The 16,776-nt window shown below is 56.7% G+C and carries 31 protein-coding genes; 4 read left to right on the forward strand and 27 right to left on the reverse strand.

Annotated elements, in window-relative coordinates; all coding sequences use genetic code 11:
• Positions 1–68: 68 nt before the first annotated feature.
• Positions 69–560: an SET domain-containing protein-lysine N-methyltransferase gene (locus tag VEH04_06455; GenBank protein HYG22407.1), complete on the reverse strand. Its 492-nt coding sequence runs from the start codon at positions 558–560 to the stop codon at positions 69–71.
• A 59-nt stretch (positions 561–619) separates the two neighbouring features.
• Here VEH04_06455 and cutA point away from each other — a divergent pair, with 59 nt between their 5' ends.
• Genes cutA through VEH04_06475 form a run of 4 tightly spaced genes read left to right on the forward strand, consistent with a single transcriptional unit; the run spans position 620 to position 2,730 of the window.
• Positions 620–916, forward strand: a complete 297-nt coding sequence (cutA, locus tag VEH04_06460) for a divalent-cation tolerance protein CutA (protein ID HYG22408.1) — start codon at positions 620–622, stop codon at positions 914–916.
• 59 nt (positions 917–975) lie between these two features.
• Positions 976–1,725, forward strand: a complete 750-nt coding sequence (locus VEH04_06465; GenBank protein ID HYG22409.1) for a hypothetical protein — start codon at positions 976–978, stop codon at positions 1,723–1,725.
• Between the two features lie 49 nt (positions 1,726–1,774).
• Complete coding sequence (locus tag VEH04_06470; protein ID HYG22410.1) at positions 1,775–2,359, forward strand: GNAT family N-acetyltransferase; 585 nt, start codon at positions 1,775–1,777, stop codon at positions 2,357–2,359.
• 29 nt (positions 2,360–2,388) lie between these two features.
• Entirely contained in the window at positions 2,389–2,730 is a 342-nt protein-coding gene (locus tag VEH04_06475) for a zinc ribbon domain-containing protein (GenBank protein HYG22411.1), read from the forward strand.
• Positions 2,731–2,781: 51 nt separating this feature from the next.
• Here the strand turns inward: VEH04_06475 and rplQ are convergent, their stop codons facing one another.
• The 26 genes from rplQ to rplW form a co-directional block, all read right to left on the reverse strand.
• Entirely contained in the window at positions 2,782–3,225 is a 444-nt protein-coding gene (gene rplQ / locus VEH04_06480) for a 50S ribosomal protein L17 (protein HYG22412.1), read from the reverse strand.
• A gap of 13 nt (positions 3,226–3,238) precedes the next feature.
• The gene (locus VEH04_06485; protein ID HYG22413.1) at positions 3,239–4,258 is read right to left on the reverse strand and encodes a DNA-directed RNA polymerase subunit alpha; all 1,020 of its coding nucleotides are present in this window, start codon (positions 4,256–4,258) and stop codon (positions 3,239–3,241) included.
• Positions 4,259–4,416: 158 nt separating this feature from the next.
• Complete coding sequence (rpsD, locus tag VEH04_06490) at positions 4,417–5,025, reverse strand: 30S ribosomal protein S4 (protein ID HYG22414.1); 609 nt, start codon at positions 5,023–5,025, stop codon at positions 4,417–4,419.
• Between the two features lie 33 nt (positions 5,026–5,058).
• Positions 5,059–5,646 carry a 30S ribosomal protein S11 gene (rpsK, locus tag VEH04_06495; protein ID HYG22415.1) on the reverse strand — a complete coding sequence of 196 codons (588 nt, stop codon included), beginning with the start codon at positions 5,644–5,646 and terminating at the stop codon, positions 5,059–5,061.
• 8 nt (positions 5,647–5,654) lie between these two features.
• Entirely contained in the window at positions 5,655–6,050 is a 396-nt protein-coding gene (gene rpsM / locus VEH04_06500; protein HYG22416.1) for a 30S ribosomal protein S13, read from the reverse strand.
• Positions 6,051–6,053: 3 nt separating this feature from the next.
• The gene (gene rpmJ / locus VEH04_06505; protein ID HYG22417.1) at positions 6,054–6,167 is read right to left on the reverse strand and encodes a 50S ribosomal protein L36; all 114 of its coding nucleotides are present in this window, start codon (positions 6,165–6,167) and stop codon (positions 6,054–6,056) included.
• Positions 6,164–6,391: a translation initiation factor IF-1 gene (locus VEH04_06510; protein ID HYG22418.1), complete on the reverse strand. Its 228-nt coding sequence runs from the start codon at positions 6,389–6,391 to the stop codon at positions 6,164–6,166. The genes rpmJ and VEH04_06510 overlap by 4 nt, the downstream gene beginning before the upstream one ends.
• On the reverse strand, positions 6,352–7,131 hold the full coding sequence (map, locus tag VEH04_06515; protein ID HYG22419.1) for a type I methionyl aminopeptidase: 780 nt from the start codon (positions 7,129–7,131) through the stop codon (positions 6,352–6,354). The genes VEH04_06510 and map overlap by 40 nt, the downstream gene beginning before the upstream one ends.
• A 36-nt stretch (positions 7,132–7,167) precedes the next feature.
• Positions 7,168–8,583, reverse strand: coding sequence for a preprotein translocase subunit SecY (gene secY, locus VEH04_06520; GenBank protein ID HYG22420.1), 1,416 nt, complete (start codon positions 8,581–8,583; stop codon positions 7,168–7,170).
• Between the two features lie 12 nt (positions 8,584–8,595).
• Positions 8,596–9,063, reverse strand: coding sequence for a 50S ribosomal protein L15 (rplO, locus tag VEH04_06525; GenBank protein ID HYG22421.1), 468 nt, complete (start codon positions 9,061–9,063; stop codon positions 8,596–8,598).
• An 84-nt stretch (positions 9,064–9,147) separates the two neighbouring features.
• Entirely contained in the window at positions 9,148–9,828 is a 681-nt protein-coding gene (rpsE, locus tag VEH04_06530) for a 30S ribosomal protein S5 (GenBank protein ID HYG22422.1), read from the reverse strand.
• Between the two features lie 23 nt (positions 9,829–9,851).
• Positions 9,852–10,217: a 50S ribosomal protein L18 gene (gene rplR / locus VEH04_06535; GenBank protein HYG22423.1), complete on the reverse strand. Its 366-nt coding sequence runs from the start codon at positions 10,215–10,217 to the stop codon at positions 9,852–9,854.
• Between the two features lie 35 nt (positions 10,218–10,252).
• The gene (rplF, locus tag VEH04_06540) at positions 10,253–10,789 is read right to left on the reverse strand and encodes a 50S ribosomal protein L6 (GenBank protein HYG22424.1); all 537 of its coding nucleotides are present in this window, start codon (positions 10,787–10,789) and stop codon (positions 10,253–10,255) included.
• 41 nt (positions 10,790–10,830) lie between these two features.
• The gene (gene rpsH / locus VEH04_06545; GenBank protein HYG22425.1) at positions 10,831–11,217 is read right to left on the reverse strand and encodes a 30S ribosomal protein S8; all 387 of its coding nucleotides are present in this window, start codon (positions 11,215–11,217) and stop codon (positions 10,831–10,833) included.
• Positions 11,218–11,303: 86 nt separating this feature from the next.
• Complete coding sequence (rpsN, locus tag VEH04_06550) at positions 11,304–11,573, reverse strand: 30S ribosomal protein S14 (GenBank protein HYG22426.1); 270 nt, start codon at positions 11,571–11,573, stop codon at positions 11,304–11,306.
• Between the two features lie 8 nt (positions 11,574–11,581).
• Complete coding sequence (gene rplE / locus VEH04_06555; protein ID HYG22427.1) at positions 11,582–12,124, reverse strand: 50S ribosomal protein L5; 543 nt, start codon at positions 12,122–12,124, stop codon at positions 11,582–11,584.
• A 62-nt stretch (positions 12,125–12,186) separates the two neighbouring features.
• A complete protein-coding gene (rplX, locus tag VEH04_06560; protein HYG22428.1) occupies positions 12,187–12,465 on the reverse strand; it encodes a 50S ribosomal protein L24 in 279 nt (92 codons plus the stop codon).
• A gap of 2 nt (positions 12,466–12,467) precedes the next feature.
• Entirely contained in the window at positions 12,468–12,833 is a 366-nt protein-coding gene (rplN, locus tag VEH04_06565) for a 50S ribosomal protein L14 (protein HYG22429.1), read from the reverse strand.
• 11 nt (positions 12,834–12,844) lie between these two features.
• Complete coding sequence (gene rpsQ, locus VEH04_06570) at positions 12,845–13,147, reverse strand: 30S ribosomal protein S17 (GenBank protein HYG22430.1); 303 nt, start codon at positions 13,145–13,147, stop codon at positions 12,845–12,847.
• Between the two features lie 85 nt (positions 13,148–13,232).
• On the reverse strand, positions 13,233–13,430 hold the full coding sequence (rpmC, locus tag VEH04_06575) for a 50S ribosomal protein L29 (GenBank protein HYG22431.1): 198 nt from the start codon (positions 13,428–13,430) through the stop codon (positions 13,233–13,235).
• A 14-nt stretch (positions 13,431–13,444) separates the two neighbouring features.
• Positions 13,445–13,867 (reverse strand): 50S ribosomal protein L16, encoded by a 423-nt coding sequence (rplP, locus tag VEH04_06580; GenBank protein HYG22432.1) that lies wholly within the window; start codon positions 13,865–13,867, stop codon positions 13,445–13,447.
• Positions 13,868–13,889: 22 nt separating this feature from the next.
• Positions 13,890–14,570 carry a 30S ribosomal protein S3 gene (gene rpsC / locus VEH04_06585; GenBank protein ID HYG22433.1) on the reverse strand — a complete coding sequence of 227 codons (681 nt, stop codon included), beginning with the start codon at positions 14,568–14,570 and terminating at the stop codon, positions 13,890–13,892.
• Between the two features lie 12 nt (positions 14,571–14,582).
• Entirely contained in the window at positions 14,583–14,915 is a 333-nt protein-coding gene (gene rplV, locus VEH04_06590; protein HYG22434.1) for a 50S ribosomal protein L22, read from the reverse strand.
• A 3-nt stretch (positions 14,916–14,918) separates the two neighbouring features.
• Positions 14,919–15,200, reverse strand: coding sequence for a 30S ribosomal protein S19 (gene rpsS / locus VEH04_06595; GenBank protein HYG22435.1), 282 nt, complete (start codon positions 15,198–15,200; stop codon positions 14,919–14,921).
• Between the two features lie 55 nt (positions 15,201–15,255).
• A complete protein-coding gene (gene rplB / locus VEH04_06600; protein ID HYG22436.1) occupies positions 15,256–16,110 on the reverse strand; it encodes a 50S ribosomal protein L2 in 855 nt (284 codons plus the stop codon).
• Between the two features lie 371 nt (positions 16,111–16,481).
• The gene (gene rplW / locus VEH04_06605) at positions 16,482–16,763 is read right to left on the reverse strand and encodes a 50S ribosomal protein L23 (protein ID HYG22437.1); all 282 of its coding nucleotides are present in this window, start codon (positions 16,761–16,763) and stop codon (positions 16,482–16,484) included.
• Positions 16,764–16,776 lie beyond the last annotated feature (13 nt).

Below are 16,776 nucleotides of genomic sequence, written 5' to 3' on the forward strand. Positions count from 1 at the left end.
CTTTTGATCAGATTGGCGCAATTGTTAGTCAAACGGTTTTTCGCCGTCAACAACGATTACGCCGGGTTTCACGGACCCGACGCAACTTGTTGCGGTGCAACACCAGCGGCCGCTTCTTTTCGGCGGCGGAGCTCCTCGAACAGCTCTTCAGCCACAATGAAACCCACGCAATTGGACGCGCCACACCGGCATGGATGATCCTGGTAATCGTCCAGGTCGTACCCGTAATTGAACGTCAACTCCTCGCCCGCCCGAATATCCCGAATCGCTACAATCCAGATGTGCTTTTCATCCCACTGCGCTTCGCAATTCGGAGAACAGCTGTGGTTGATGAATCGAGCAAGGTTCCATTCCACGTTGCCGTCCAGATCGGTCGTTTCATCGATGTCGAAGATGTACGGATTATTTAACTCGCAGCGCCGCTGTGACTCTTCCTTTGAAATGTTTTCGCCGGTGTATTCAACGATCTCCGTGCCTTCCCGAATGTCAACACGTGCGAAGCCGCCGGTTCCGTGAATCTCCGACGTGCGATAGATCACCAAATCAGTTTGAATTTCCATCGAATGCCCAACATTCTAACGCGGCCGACATGCGCTCACAAAGTTTTAAAATTGTGTTCGTGACCGCGCCTAACCGCAAAGTGGCCCGGCATCTTGCGCGCAAAGCCCTCGAAGCAAAACTCGTTGCGTGCGCCAACATTGTTCCAGCGGTGGAATCGCTTTACTGGTGGCAGGACAAAATCGAGTGCAGCCGCGAACTGCTCATCGTCTTCAAAACCATCGCGCCCCGCGTCAATCAACTGGAGAAGATGGTCGTCGCGGAGCATCCGTATGACACGCCGGAGTTTGTTGTTCTCGATCCATCGGCTGCAAACCGGCGTTACCTCGCCTGGTGGAGAGCCGCCTGCGTAGGTTAACACCCGGCCAGTCACCGCCCCATTGCAGTTGCCGTTTGACGCGCTAGTGTTCGTCTCGAGTGAACACGCAGGATCTCATCCCCGTCTTGCTCCTTACGCTGCTCAGCCTGTCGCTGATCGCGGGCGCTGCAACGATTTTGTTGATCATGCATTGGCGGCGAAAGCGGCCACTCATGGCGGCAGCTCCGGTGCTGGATCCGGAAACGTTTGACCAACTGACCCGTTGCTCATTCGTCCATCGTCCTCATGCGTGGGTGGCTGTGCGCAGCCGGAACCTTCCTGCGGTTCAAGCAGCGTTGGGCCTGAGTAATCCCCGCCCATGCACCTGTTTCCAGGGACTCACGGGCGAGTTGCGCCTGTTCATCACGCCCCCGCTTCACGGCTGGATCCTGATCACCGGGTCCGGGTTGCCGGATCCTGCTGAGGACGTTGATATTTCGTTTAGGTTCCTGATGGATTTAAGCCGCAAGCTCGGACACGTTCAGTTTTTCAGCGCCACCCCCGCGTTGAATCATCACTCGTGGGTGCGAGCCGAAAATGGGCGTGTCATTCGTGCCTATTGCTGGGCTGGCCGAACCCTTTGGAATCAGGGTGTCAAAACCCAGGCGGAAATCGACCTGGGCATGAAGTGCTTTCAGTATTGCGAATGCCCCTCGGTCGCGTTGTTCAACGCGGTGGATTTCGAGGCATCCAACACTGAGCGAGTCCCCCTGCTCGCCTCGGCATGGAGCATTGACCCTGCAGCGATAGATGAACATACGCTGGAAGTGACCTCTGGAATCGCGGGCGAACCCCCGCGGCTGTATTGACAGCCGCCGCTTTCTCTGAAATGACTGGGCCGTCCAACCCAGGACGCCTATGTCACTCGACCTCGAGATCCAAAAGTTTCCTCGGCGCATCGATTTAAAGGAGCAATTCCAGGCAACTCTCCGGCCCTTGAAGAAGGACGACGAGAAGAAGTTCTATGAATTTTTCCAGTCCGTTCCCGAACAGGAACGCATGTTCATCAAACATCGTGTAAGCGATCCACAGGTGATCCGCGCGTGGTGCCAAAACATCGATCTCGGGCGCAAATTCCCCCTCGTCGCGCTCATGGACAACAACTTCGCAGGGGTGGCGACACTGCACCAGCAGCAGGGAGGATGGAAAAGGCACATCGGCCGCGTCAGCGTGCTTGTGCTTCCACGATACCGCGGGCGGGGCCTCGCGCGCGCGTTGATCAAGGAGATCTCCGAAACGGCGCGCAGTCTCGGGCTCGAACGGTTGGAAGCGGAATTCATCGGGAGCCAGGAAGCGGCAATTAAAATGTTCGCAATGCTCGGCTTCAGCAATCTCTGCCGCTTCGACGACTACGTGAAAGACATGCAGGCCATTTCGCACGACTACGTGCTCATGGGACTGAACCTGAAGGTCGACGAGGAATACGCCGGCGTCGGAGGCTGAGGGTATGCATGATTTACGATTGATGATGAATGATTTGGACGCCACGGATGAGGTCTGCGGCAGCAAATCTTCAATCACAAACCATCCAGCTCTATCATCACTTCCAGATGCCATCGATTTGCCCCAATTGTGGCGCTGACGTTCCCGCGCGCGCCAAGGCATGCCCAGAGTGCGGATCCGATGATCAGACCGGCTGGTCGAGTGAAGCCGAAACGAGCGGACTGGATCTTCCGGAGGAAAATTTCAACTACGAAAAATTCGTCGAAACCGAGTTCGGCGCACGGAAAAACTCCCCGTCGGGCCTTCCCTGGTTTTGGTGGATCGCCGCCGTCGCCGTCATCGCAGCGCTGGTCTGGCTGATGCTCGCGTAAGAAAAAAGCCCGTCCAGGAAAGGACGGGCTGATAATGATTTAAAACCTTGTTCAGGCCTTGGCTTCGGCTGCTTGACCTTCCTTCACTTCAGCAGGCTTGGTCTCCGCCTTCGTTTCCGTAGGAGCGCTTTCGCCAGCCGGCATGTCGACCCATTCAAGGATCGCGAGCTGGGCGGCGTCGCCCTGGCGTTGATGCAACTTGACGATTCGGGTGTAGCCGCCGTTGCGGTTCTTCTGTGCCGGCGCAATCTCGCTGAAAAGGATCTTGGTGGCGTCTTCCTGGTGAAGCCGGGCCACCGCGAGACGGCGGGCGTGAACAGTGCCTTTCTTGCCGAGCGTGACAAGCTTCTCTGCCACCGACCTGGCCGCTTTGGCCTTCGCCAGCGTGGTCGTAACGCGTTTGTGCTTGATCAGACTGCAAACCAGGTTGGCAAGCATTGCATTCCGGTGTTCGCCGGTGCGGCCCAACTTGGCAGTTCGCTTGAGGTGTCGCATATACTACTTACTGTTATCGGGTCACTAGCCCTGATTCTTCCTTCGGCATGTCCAACAGATCGGCATCGAAGGTCATGCCGAGCCCCAGTCCGAGCGCCTGAAGCTTGTCCTTGATCTCGTTCAAAGACTTCTTTCCGAAATTGCGGTACTTCAGCATTTCGGATTCGGTCTTCATCGCCAGCTGCCCAACCGAGGTAATGTTGGCATTGTTCAAGCAATTCGCTGCGCGGACGCTCAACTCGATTTCGTTCACGCTCATATTGAGGAGCTTCTTCAGCTTGGACTTTTCCTCGTCCTGCTTGTCCACAACTTCCTCGAACTCCACCGCGCTCTTGTCATAGCCGACAAAAACGTCCAGATGATGCGCGAGAATGGCGGAGGCTTGCGTGAGGGCGTCGTCCGGCGTAATGCGGCCGTCGGTCCACACTTCCATCAACAAGCGATCATAATCAGTCCGCTGCCCGACGCGAGCGCTCTCAACCGCGTAACGAACGCGTGTAACCGGGGAGAACAGGGAGTCAATGGCGATGACTCCGATGGCCTGATTCGGCTTCTTGTTCTCGTCGCCGGGCATAAAGCCACGGCCGATCTTCACTTCCAGTTCCATCTCGAACTTCTTCTTTTTGTCGAGCGTGCAGATGTGCTGATTCGGGTTAACCAATTCAACGTTCTGGTTAAGCTGGATGTCCGCCGCAGTCACTTCGCCCTCCTTGTTCACGGAAAGCAGCAGAGTCTGCGGGTCGCGGGTGTGCGCGCGAAAGAGAACCTTCTTCAGGTTCAAAACGATCTCAGTGACATCCTCAACGATGCCATCGACTGTCGCGAACTCATGCATCGCGCCGTCGACCTTGATGGAAGTGATCGCAGCACCTTCGAGCGACGACAGCAACACGCGGCGCAGCGAATTGCCGACCGTATGGCCGTAGCCGGTTTCAAATGGTTCAGCAATGAATTTTGCGTAGGTTTCGGTCGCGGTAGACTCTTCCTTGGTCAACCGCTTGGGCATTTCAAAACGTCCTAGACGTACTGGCATATTATCCTTTCAACAATTTTAATCTGATTGCGCCAGAGTATGTTCCCGCTGGCTGGCGCAATCCGTATAATTGTTTCTGGAGCGTTTGAGTATGAAGCGCCGGGGCGGCCACGAAAAGGCAGCCCGGCGTTGCAAAACCCGTCACCCCGTTCAGTTAACTAGCGGGAATAAAATTCGACGACAGCCTGTTCGTTCGCGATCGGGTTGATCTCATCACGAGTCGGAATGCGCATCACGACGCCCTTCAGGTCATCCTTGCTGAGGGACAACCAATCCGGAATGGACCGGCTGGTGGAGCTTTCCAGGTTCTTCGTCGCAAGCTGGCGCGAAACATTGGTGCTCTTGATGGTGATCACGTCATTCACCTTCAGGGCGTAGGACGGGATGTTGACCTTGCGGCCGTTGACCTGCACGTGACCGTGGGTCACAAGCTGGCGGGCGGCAGCACGGGTACTCGCGAAACCGAGATGAAACACAACGTTGTCGAGGCGTGTCTCGAGAATCTGCAGCATGTGCTCACCGGTCACGCCACGGCGGCGCAGCGCTTTCTGGTAAACGCCACGAAACTGACGTTCAAGCAAGCCATAAAAATAACGGAGCTTCTGCTTCTCAATCAGCCCCAGACCGTAGTCAGTATGCTTGCGGCGGGACTTCGGGCCATGCATGCCCGGGCCGTAATTGCGGCGTTCGAGATACTTGGTCGGGCCGAAGATCGGGATTCCGAAGCGGCGGCTGATTCGAACGCGAGGACCTGTGTAACGAGCCATAGAAAATTTCGATTAACGATTTACAGTTTACGACTACACGCGGCGCTTCTTGCGCGGGCGGCAGCCATTGTGAGGCACCGGAGTCACGTCTTTGATTGTGGTGATTTCCAGGCCGATCGCCTGCAGCGCCCGGATTGCCGATTCACGGCCGGAACCCGGACCTTTCACGCGCACTTCGACCTCCTTCATGCCGTGCGACATGGCCTGGCGGGCGGCGTCCTGCGCCACCTGCTGGGCGGCGTAAGCGGTGCTTTTCCGCGACCCTTTGAATCCCACCCGGCCGGCACTGGACCATCCGAGCAGGTTTCCATGCATGTCAGTGATGGTGACCTGGGTGTTGTTGAACGTGGCGAGGATGTTCGCGATGCCAACGGAAATATTCTTGGCGCCCTTGGCCTTGACAATCTTCTTGCCTGCCAGATCGTCGGCAAGCAATTCGGCGGCCGTGGGAGCCGCGGCTGCGACCGGTGCTTCCGGTGCTGCGGGAGCAGCAGGCGCGGCAGTGGCAGCATCAGCGGCAGGCGCCTTCTTGGTCACTTTTGTTTCCTCAGCAGCAGCAGCTCCCTCAGATTTGCCCTCTTTCTTGGGAGCGGGTGCTTTCTTCTTCGTTTCTTCAGCCATAACAAAAATCAGTGAATACCAGTCTTCGCGTTCGGATTACGTTGCACGCCGACAGTCTTCCGTGGTCCTTTGCGCGTGCGGGCATTGGTTTGTGTGCGTTGCCCGCGGACAGGCAGGCCGCGCATGTGACGAATGCCGCGGTAGCATTTAATTCCCTGCAAACGCTTGAGGTTCATGCCGATCTCGCGGCGCAGATCGCCTTCGATGACATACTTCCCTTCCTGAATCGCGTGGACGATTTGCGAAAGCTGGGCTTCCGTCAAATCCTTCGCGCGAACGCTCGGGTCAATCTGCGCCTTCGCGAGGATATCGACTGCGTTCTTCGCGCCGATGCCGTAAATGTAGCGAAGCGCGATATCGATGCGCTTGTTTGGCGGGACTTCTACACCAATGATGCGTGCCATAAATTAACCTTGCCGTTGCTTGTGGCGTTTGTTGCTGCAAATGACGCGAATTACGCCTTTGCGCCGGATCACTTTGCAGTTTTCGCAAAGTTTTTTTACTGATGCTCGAACTTTCATTGTAAATCTGTCTTCGTTTCGACGACGATTCGCCCTTCCGACAAGTCGTAGGGCGACATCTGCAACTTCACTGTGTCTCCGGCCCGCGCCGCGAACGTTCGTTTGGCGGCGCCCAAGGCGTAAGCCGTCAGCTCGTGGCCATTGGCAAGCCTGACCCGGAACAACTGCTTCGGGAGCACCGCGGTCACGATGCCCTCAACCTGGAAGGCATTTGCTCCGGCCATGTCATGATCTCCGGCTCGCCGTCCGTCACCAGAACGGTATGCTCAAAATGAGCGGACAATGAACCATCTTGAGTGACCACTGTCCAGCCATCATTCAAGATTTTTACGCCTGGCAGCCCCGCATTTACCATCGGCTCAATCGCCAGCGTCATTCCAGGCCGCAGTTCCGGCGAACGCTTCTTCCGCTCGTCAAAATTCGGAATCTGCGGCTCTTCATGCATCGAGCGTCCCACCCCGTGTCCCACAAACTCCCGCACAATGCTGAAGCCGTTCTGCTCTACATAAACCTGAATCGCCCGGGATATATCCACCACGCGCTTCCCGGGCACAGCCTGGGCGATCCCTTCGAACAATGACTTCTGGGTCACGTCCATCAACTTCTGTCCAAGAACCCCGCATCCCCCGACCGCTACCGTCCTTGCCGTGTCCCCGATAAATCCGTTGTAAATGACACCAACGTCGAGGCTCACAATGTCCCCGAGCTTCAACTGCCGGTCACCTGCCAGACCATGGACTACCTGGTCGTTCACCGAGATGCAGATGTGACACGGATATTTTCGATACCCGAGAAACGCACTTTTTGCGCCGTGGCTTCGGATACGCTCTGCGGCAAAATCATCCACTTCCCGGGTTGTCAAACCCGGCCTGATGAAAGCCGCTACATCGTTCAGCACTGTACCTGCGATGGTGCATGCAGGCCGCATCGCTTCCAAATCCCGCTCGCTCTTGAGAACAATCATTTTCGGAGCTTGACCGCAAACCGGCCAGACAGGATCTCAGATGCGGCCCTTGACCCGGCCCTTCTTCAGAAAACCATCATAATGGCGCATGAGAAGATGGGACTCCATTTGGCGCATGGTATCCAAAACGACGCCGACGGCGATCAGCATGCTGGTGCCTCCAAAAAACTGGGCCACCTGATACGAAATACCCATCTGGGTCGCCAGAATCATCGGGATGATTGCGATCACCAGCAGGAAGATGGCGCCTGCCAGCGTGATGCGGCTCATCGCATTATGCAGGTAATCCGAAGTCGCCTGGCCGGGTCGAACACCTGGGATGTATCCGCCGTTTTTCTTCAGGTCGTCGGCAATCTGCAATTCATTGAATTGAGTGGCCACCCAGAAGTAGGAGAAGAACAGGATCATCAGCGAATACAGCAGGAAGTACCAAAAACTGTTGTGATCGAGCGCATTGCCGATCGCGGAAAACATCTCCGAAAAGAATTTGCCACTCGCACTGGTGCTGTCGCGGAGGCTCTGGCCCAGCGTGTAGAAAATCTTTTGCGGGAACATCAATATAGCCTGCGCAAAGATGATCGGCATTACGCCCGCGTAATTCACCCGCAAAGGCATGAACGAGGTTCCGCCAGAATACACTTTTCTGCCGACCGCGCGCTGCGCGTATTGGACTGGAATCTTCCGTTGCGCCTGGGTGATGGCGATCACACCCGCGATCACGCCTGCAAGCAGAAGCAGCAACGCAATCGCGTGTCCAATGTTGCCTCGCGCCTCAGTGTCGCCAGAAGCAAAGAACAGGTCACGCAAGCCTTGGATCGCTGACGGAATTTCGGCAAGGATACCGATCGTGATGATCAACGAGATGCCGTTCCCGATACCCCGCTCGGTAATCTGTTCGCCGAGCCACATCAACAACATGGTTCCGCACGTGAGAATCAAGGTCGTCTGAATGCGATACCACCAGATCCAGCTGTCAGGGAACAACACTATACGCCCAATCTCGGCCGACTGAAACACCGCCTCAGGATTCTCCCAGCCAATCGCCATTGCCATTCCCTGGCCGACACAAAGCAGCAGGGTCAAATAGCGCCCGTATTGGATCAACTTGGTGCGTCCGCCTTCCTCGCGCGCCAGCTTGCTCCAAGGGCCGTACACGGCCGTCAGGAGCTGCACGATAATTGTGGCGCTGATATAGGGCATGATCCCGAGCGATCCGACCGCGCAACGTTGCAACGCGCCACCCGTGAACATGCTGTAGAGGCCGAGAACACCCGCACCACGATCGGCCAACTGCGAGAAGAATTCGGCCAGCCGGGTTCCGTCCAAACCAGGAATCGTGATGTACGCGACCAACCGGCAGATTGCCAGGATCATCACGGTAAACAGGATCCGCGACTTCAGCTCCGGAATTTTGAAGCAGTTGCTGAACGTGTTCGCGATATTGGCAATCATGGGCGCCTAAGACTAAGCCTTGGTGGATTCCACTTTGCCAATCACTTCGCAGGTGCCGCCTTTGGCCTCGATCTTTGCCTTGGCAGCAGCGCTGAACGCATGAGCACTGACGGAGAGCTTCTTCGTCACTTCGCCGTTTCCAAGGATCTTGATCCCGGCGCCGGGGCCATTCGCCAGGCCGACGCTCTTCATTGCCGCCTCGTCCACGCGGGCGCCGTCCTCAAACACATTCAACGATTCCAGGTTGACCGGAATATAAGTGGTCGCGTGCCGCGTATTGTTGAAGCCGCGCTTTGGAATGCGGCGGATGAGCGGCATCTGGCCGCCTTCGAACCCGATACGGATGGAGCTGCCTGAACGGGCCGTCTGGCCCTTGCCACCACGCCCGGCGGTTTTGCCGCGGCCACTGGATTCACCCTGGCCGAGACGCTTGCGACGATGCTTCGCGCCTGGACGGGGTTTCAAATCATGTAAACGCATAAAATCTTAGATTCTCAATTCGGTCCCACACTCCGCGAGTTGTTCCGAACACGGAACACGCGGCCGCGGAACGCACTTGCCAGGTTAAGACGCAACGGGCACCTGGGGAGCCGCCTTCCGCATTTCAATGCCACGACCCTTGTAAATGTCCTCGGCCTGTCGGAGGCTCAATAACGCATGGAGCGTCGCTTTCACCACGTTTGCCGCGTTCTTGGATCCGAGCGATTTACTCAGGATGTCCTTTACGCCCGCGGATTCCAGGACTGCCCGCACCGTTTTGCCGGCAATGATCCCAGTTCCCGGTGACGCAGGACGAAGGAGAACTTTGGCTCCGCAGTAATGGGAAAACACTTCGTGCGGAATGGTGGCTGCCTTGAGCGACACGGGCACCATATGGTTGCGTGCGTCCTCGCCGCCTTTGCGAATGGCGTCAGCCACTTCGCCAGCCTTGCCGAGACCGACGCCGACTTTGCCCTTGCGGTCGCCGACCACTACAAGCGCGCTGAAATTGAAGCGGCGGCCGCCTTTGACCACCTTGGCGGAACGGTTAATGAAGACAACCTTCTCCATTAACTCTTCCCCGCCCTGACCGCCGGAGTCCTCGGGCGGTTTGCGTCGCCCGCGACCCTGGCCGCGTCCCCCACCCCGCTGATACGGATGCTGGTGACTTTGTTGGGTTTGCTGCGGCGCTTGCGGTGCCTGTGGCGCCTGCGGTTGCTGCTGCTCGGCGCCCGCGCCTTCTACAATGTTGGTTTCTTCAGCCACAATATCTTCTCTCGGGTTAAACGTTAAAACTGCAGACCCGCTTCGCGTGCGGCATCAGCCAGCGCTTTCACTTTGCCGTGATAACGGGCACCGCTGCGGTCGAACACGACCTTTGTAATTCCCTTGTCGATCGCTGCCTTGGCTGCAAGTGTGCCGATGGCTTTGGCGCTGCTGACATTTGCACCCATCTTTTCGCGATCCGGGGTCGCCTTCGCGGTCGTTGCCGCCGCAGCCACAGTAACGCGCTTGATGTCATCAATGAACTGCACGTAAATGTGCTCGTTCGTGAACCGCACGCTCATGCGGGGGCGTTCAGTGGTTCCGTTCACTTTCTTTCGCACGCGCCAATGACGGAGCTGCGCCAATCTCTGCTTCTTGTCTGTTCTCATCGTGTAGCGCCACGGATTTGCCGTGGCTGTAATGGTTATTGGACGGTCTTGCCTTCCTTGCGTTGGACATGTTCGCCAGCATACCGCACACCCTTGCCCTTGTAGGGTTCAGGCGGGTAAAAGCTGCGAATCTCCGACGCCACACGGCCGACCACTTGCCGATCCGGCCCTTCGATCGTCACCTTGGTGTTTTCTTCGACCGTCACTTTGATCTGCGCAGGGATTGGATAATTGATGGGATGCGAGAAACCGAGGTTCAGATTAACCACGTTTCCCTGCACGGCGGCTTTGAATCCGACGCCCTGGATTTCGAGCTTCTTGACGAATCCTTCACTGACGCCCTTGACCATATTGTTGACGAGGGCGCGGCTCAGTCCGTGCAATGCTTTGGCCTGGGCGTCGTCGCCGTTGCGGCTGACCACAATGCTTCCATTCTCGACTTTCAAGCTGGTGCGGTGGGGCAGATCGAAGGCCAGTTTGCCTTTCGGACCTTCCACGAGAACCTGCTGGCCCTTGACCTCCACCTTGACCTTCGGAGGAACAGCAATCGGTTGTTTTCCAATTCGCGACATAAAATCAATTCAGTTTTGGCTCTTGCTCAGGCGGGAGCCGCTTACCACACGTAACACAGCAATTCTCCACCAAGATTTTTCTTCCGGGCCGAGTTGCCAGTCATCACGCCTTCCGGCGTGGATACCACGGCAATGCCGAGGCCATTGCGCACGCGTGGAATCTCAGTGGCACCTACGTAATGACGAAGACCCGGGCGGCTCACACGGCGAATGCCTTCGATGACGCTCTTCTTGCCCTGGTACTTCAACTTCAGCTTCAGGGTCTTGAATCCCTTGCCGTCCACGGCGACTTCCGCGACATAGCCTTCCTTTTTCAGGATGTGGGCGATGCTCTCCTTCACTTTGGAGTGCGGAATTTCGACCGCCGGCAGCAACGCGCGTTGGGCGTTGCGAATGCGGGTCAACATGTCAGAAATCGGGTCGATCATAAATTCAGATGGAGTCTTGGGTTCCGGCTTTCGCGAGCATTCCTTCCTGTCGCTCGCCATCCGGGCCCAGTATTCCGTTCATCTTCTCACCAGCTCGCCTTCGTCACTCCCGGAACCAGGCCGTTCAATGCGGCTTCCCGGAACGTCATGCGCGAGCAACCAAACTTTCGCCAGTAGCCGCGGCGGCGGCCGCTCATCGCGCAGCGGTTCACCACGCGCGTTGGGCTGGCATCGCGAGGGAGTTTCGCAAGGCCGGCGTAATCACGCTTTGCCTTCAGCTCGGCGCGCAACGCCGCATACTTCTTCACCGTTTCCGACTTGCGCTTGTTGCGCTCCAACCATGATTTCTTCGCCATAAAAATTCTTATTTTTCAGCCAGCGGCATGCCCATCATCTTCAACAACTCCAAGGCTTCTGCATCCGTCTGCGCCGTGGTCACGATCGTGATGTCCATCCCCTGCGTGCGCTTGATCTTGTCGAGCTCAATTTCAGGGAAGATCGTCTGGTCCGAGACACCAAACGTATAATTGCCGCGTCCGTCGAATTTCCGGGGTGAGAGGCCGCGGAAATCACGAATGCGGGGCAGTGCCGCCGCAACCAAACGGTCGAAAAACTCGTACATCGCATCCTTGCGCAACGTCACCCGGCAACCGATCGGCTGGCCTTCGCGCAGTTTGAAGTTCGCAATGCTGTGCCGCGACTTGCTGATGGCGGGCTTGCGGCCTGTAATCGCAGCGAGATCCTTGGCCGCGTCATCGATCGCACTCTTTTCCAGGGAGGCGCTGACACCCATGTTCACGACGATTTTTTCAAACCGCGGAATCTGATGGACGTTGCCGTAGTTGTTCTTCGTTCTCAACGCGGGGACCACCTCGTTGACGTATTTTTCGTAAAGTCTGGCTTTCATTTCGTCTTCGTCACGGTGATTGCCGTAACTCTAAATTCTTATGCTGCTTAAATTGTCACCACTCAGGCCTTGGCGGGTGCCGCAGCCGAGCGTTTGCCGGCCCGCGCATCAAAGGCATCAGCCTTCATCACGTTCGAGATGTGAACGGTACCCTCCCGTGTCACGATCGAGCCCTGCTGGTTCTGTTGCGTGCGGCGTGTGTGGCGCTTGATCATCTGGACGCCTTCGACAATGACGCGCTGTTTGGCCGCCTCAATGGAGATGACCTTGCCGCGCTTGCCCTTTTCGGCGCCCGCGATCACGACCACTTCATCACCCTTCTTCACATGAAATCGTTGCATACTCAAATTACCTCCGGAGCGAGCGAAATGATCTTCATAAACTTCTTCTCGCGCAATTCCCGGGCAACAGGTCCGAAGATGCGAGTTCCACGCGGATTCAGTTCCTTGTCGATGATGACGATCGCGTTGCTGTCGAAACGCAGATATGAGCCATCGCTGCGACGGATCGCCTGCCTGGTGCGCACAATCACTGCATCGACAACGTCGCCCTTCTTGACGGTGCCATCAGGGGCGGCGTCCTTGATGTGTGCCTTGATCACGTCGCCGACGTGGGCATACGTCTGGTTTTTGCCCAGGACGCCGATTGCCCAGGCGACTTTTGCGCCGGTATTGTCGGCAACATCCAAATGAGAACGAATCTGCAACATAACGAATTAAATCAGGCGGCCACCGGTGCAACACCGGAGCTGCGTTCAACCACTTCCACCAGACGCCAGCGTTTCAACTTAGACAGCGGACGCGTCTCCTCAATGCGCACGCGATCGCCGACCTTTGCCTCGGCCTTTTCATCATGCGCGTAAAATTTCTTATAACCTGTGACCACCTTCTTGAACTTCGGGTGCGGGAAACGGCGTTCCACGCGAACCACGATGGTCTTGGTCATCTTGTTAGAAATCACTTCGCCGACGCGTTCCTTGCGATTGCCGCGAGCGAGTTCCAAAGTTTTCGTTTCTTCAGCCATGTTAAAATTGTGGTGATGGAGTGAGGGAGTGCTGTGGCCGCGGCGTATGCTTCCGCGCTCCACGCTTCACTGCTTCACTCGCTTTTCATGCCGCTTTGCTCCGCATTTGGGAAATACGCGTCTCGATGCGTGCGATGTCGCGGCGCAAGGTGCGCAGGCGGGCCGGCTTCTCGAGCTGAGCGCTGGCCTGCTGCAAACGCAGGTTAAAAATCTCCTGCCGCAGATCACGGCCCTTGGCCGCCAGCTCCACCAGCGACAGGTCTTGAATTTCAGACATCTTCATAAACTCTTTGCCCCTTACGCCGTCGCCTGATGACGGGCGATAAACTTGGTCTTGATCGGCAGCTTGGTCGCGGCGAGCCGCAAGGACTCACGAGCTACCGCTTCGGTCACTCCGTCCACTTCGAACAACACGTTCGCAGGACGGATCACGGCCACCCAGCCTTCCAGCGGGGCCTTGCCCTTACCCATTCGCGTTTCCAAAGGCTTCTTCGTGAATGACTTCTGGGGAAACACCCGGATCCACAGTTTTCCGTGGCGCTTCATGTTGCGGGCAATGGCGACGCGGGCGGCTTCGAGCTGCTTGGAATCCATCCAACAACGTTCGAGGGCCATCAAACCGTATTCGCCGAAAGCCACCGTGCTGCCCCGATAGGCAAGTCCTGCGCGGTTGCCGCGGTGCATCTTCCGAAACTTAACTCTTGCTGGCTGTAAAGGCATATCGAATCTCTCTTCTACAAAGTTACTTCACCGGCAATGCTTCCGGTTGCGGAGCGGACGGCTGTTGTGCGCGGGTTGGCTTGTTCTCGCCCTTGCAGACCCAGCACTTCACACCCAGCTTTCCATAAACGGTCAGTGCCTCAGCAAAACCGTAATCTATGTTGGCGCGCAGCGTGTGCAGCGGAACCCGGCCCCAATGATATTGTTCAACGCGGGCGAGCTCGGCCCCGCCAAGCCGGCCGGCGCAGCGAATCTTGATGCCCTCGGCACCGAAGTCCTTGGCCGTCTGCAGCGCCTTCTTCATCGCGCGACGGAACGAAACGCGGCGTTCAAGCTGCAGGGCGACATTCTCGGCAACCAGCTGCGCGTCGGTTTCAGGCTGCTTGATCTCAACGATGTCAACGTAGATTTCCTTGCCCGTCATCTTGCTGAGCTCTTCCTTGATTTTGTCGATCTCGGCACCTTTTCGGCCGATGACGACGCCAGGACGGGCTGTCAGGATCGTGATGCGGCAGCGATTCGCGGCGCGCTCGATCAAAATCTTGGGAACAGAGGCGGTCTCGAGCTTTTTCTTCAACAACTCGCGGATCTGACGGTCCTCCGTCAGCAGCTTGCCGAACTCTTTCTTTCCGGCATACCACTTGGAGCGCCAGTCCTTGTTGACTGCAATGCGGAGACCGACTGGATTAGTTTTTTGACCCATAGCAAATCTGGATTATTCGTCGGTTAAAACGATCTTCACGTGGCAGTTCCGCTTGATGATCGGACCCGCGGATCCGCGGGCTTTCGGCGTAAAGCGCTTGTAGCTGGTTGCGGTTTGCGCGACGGCTTCCTTGATCACGAGCGCCTCCGGCTTGGCCTGGTTGTTGTTTTCCGCGTTGGCGATGGCCGACTTCAATGTCTTGGCCACAAACCGGGCGCCCTTTCGGGGAACCACGGCGAGGACAGCCTGTGCTTGAAGGGCAGGCAATCCCTGAATCTGGCGCACCACTTCGCGCATCTTCTGCGCGGACATGCGGATGTTTTTCGTAATTGCTTGAACTTGCATAGGCTACTTCGCTTCCGCCTTGGCTGTGTGCGCGCCGTGCTTCTTGAACGTGCGCGTCAGGGAGAATTCACCCAGCCGGTGTCCCACCATGTTTTCCGTTACAAAAACTGGATTGAAAACCTTGCCGTTATGAACGTTGAAGGTCAGGCCAACGAACTCAGGGGTGATCATCGAACGCCGCGACCAGGTTTTGATCGGCGACTTCGATTTCGTTTCCTTGGCCTTCTGGATCTTGTCCAGCAGGTGGAAATCTACAAACGGGCCTTTTTTGATGGAGCGTCCCATACGGAAAATTACGATTTACGATTTACGATTGATGTTTCGCCGGTTCGCGTCAGGCCTACTTGTTCTTCATGGGGCGGCCGTCGCGGCGCACCAGAATGAACCGGTTCGAGTATTTCTTCTTCTCCCGCGTGCGATAGCCCTTTGCGATGAGACCCCAAGGCGAAGTCAACTGTTGCCAGCCGCCGCCCGATTTCGATTTGCCCGCGCCGCCGCCGTTCGGATGGTCGACTGGATTACGAGCGACACCGCGATTGATCGGGCGAATGCCGCGATGGCGCGAGCGGCCCGCCTTGCCCAGGACCACATTCTCGTGCTCGGTATTTCCAACCTGGCCGATCGTGGCGTAGCAGTTCTCGTGAATTTTGCGAATTTCACCCGAAGGCAAACGCACCTGCGCATAGCCTTCATCGCGCGACATCAGGGTTGCAGCACCACCAGCGGTGCGAACCATCTGTCCACCGCGGCCCGGGGTCAATTCAATATTGTGAATGGCGATGCCCACCGGAATCGCCCGCAGCGGAAGTGCATTGCCGATTTCAGGGGGAGCGGAGGGGCCGCTGGAAAGTTTCGCACCCACCTTCAAACCATTGGGAGCAACGATGTATGCCTTCTCACCGTCCGTATACTGGAGGAGTGCCAGCCGTGCTGTGCGGCCGGGATCGTATTCGATCGCGGAAACCGTAGCTTCAACACCATGTTTCTGACGCTTAAAATCCACGATGCGGAGTTTCTGCTTATGTCCGCCGCCAATGCCACGCGCCGTGGCACGTCCGTAATGATTGCGTCCACCCGTTTTCTTGCGAATCTCAACCAGGCTCTTTTCGGGCTTGGTCTTCGTAATTTCGCTGAAATCGGCGAACGTTACGTATCGCGTTGACGGGGTCAACGGTCTAAATGTCTTAACTGGCATAAAATCAAATCAGTTACCAACCAAGTCAGCTACTTGGAGAGCGGAGCCATCAGTCCTGTCCCGGTTGGGAAATCAGTTATCGGTTCCGCAGGTCACGCTGTCCGTGCCCGGGTCGGGCGAACGGAGCCGGGAATATAGGTAAACACCTCATTCCGTGCAATAGATATTTAAAAAAAGTTTGAACCTTTCTCCAACTCGGCAATCTATCGCAAAACCAAACAGGCCGGGCGGTCACAACCCTCGAAAGTTCCCGCCTTGCCACCCTGGGCTCCTGCTGCATCCACCGCTTCGAGGCAGCATCTACTGGGAACTGCGCCCCGAATAAAGAAGCGCGAAGCATTTCAACTTCGCGCTTCCATGAATCAACTCAATCAGGTCAGCGAAATCTTGTCGCCTTCCTTCAGCGTGACGATCGCCTTCTTCCAATTGGAGGACTGGCCTGCCTGTGCGGTGCGCTGGCGGCGGAATTTGCCGCGAACGTTCAGCGTGTTCACTTTGAGGACTTTGACCTTGAACAATTCCTGGACGGCCGCGCGAATCTGCGGTTTTGTGGCCCGGCGATCTGCCACAACCGTGTATTGGTTGAAGGAATCACCCTGCCGCGTCCCCTTTTCCGTCAGGCGAACGGTCTTAATTATCTCGAACGAATTCATAACAGTTTGTTTG

The organism is Verrucomicrobiia bacterium (assembly GCA_035629175.1).
Lineage (GTDB): Bacteria > Verrucomicrobiota > Verrucomicrobiia > Limisphaerales > DASXHY01 > DASXHY01.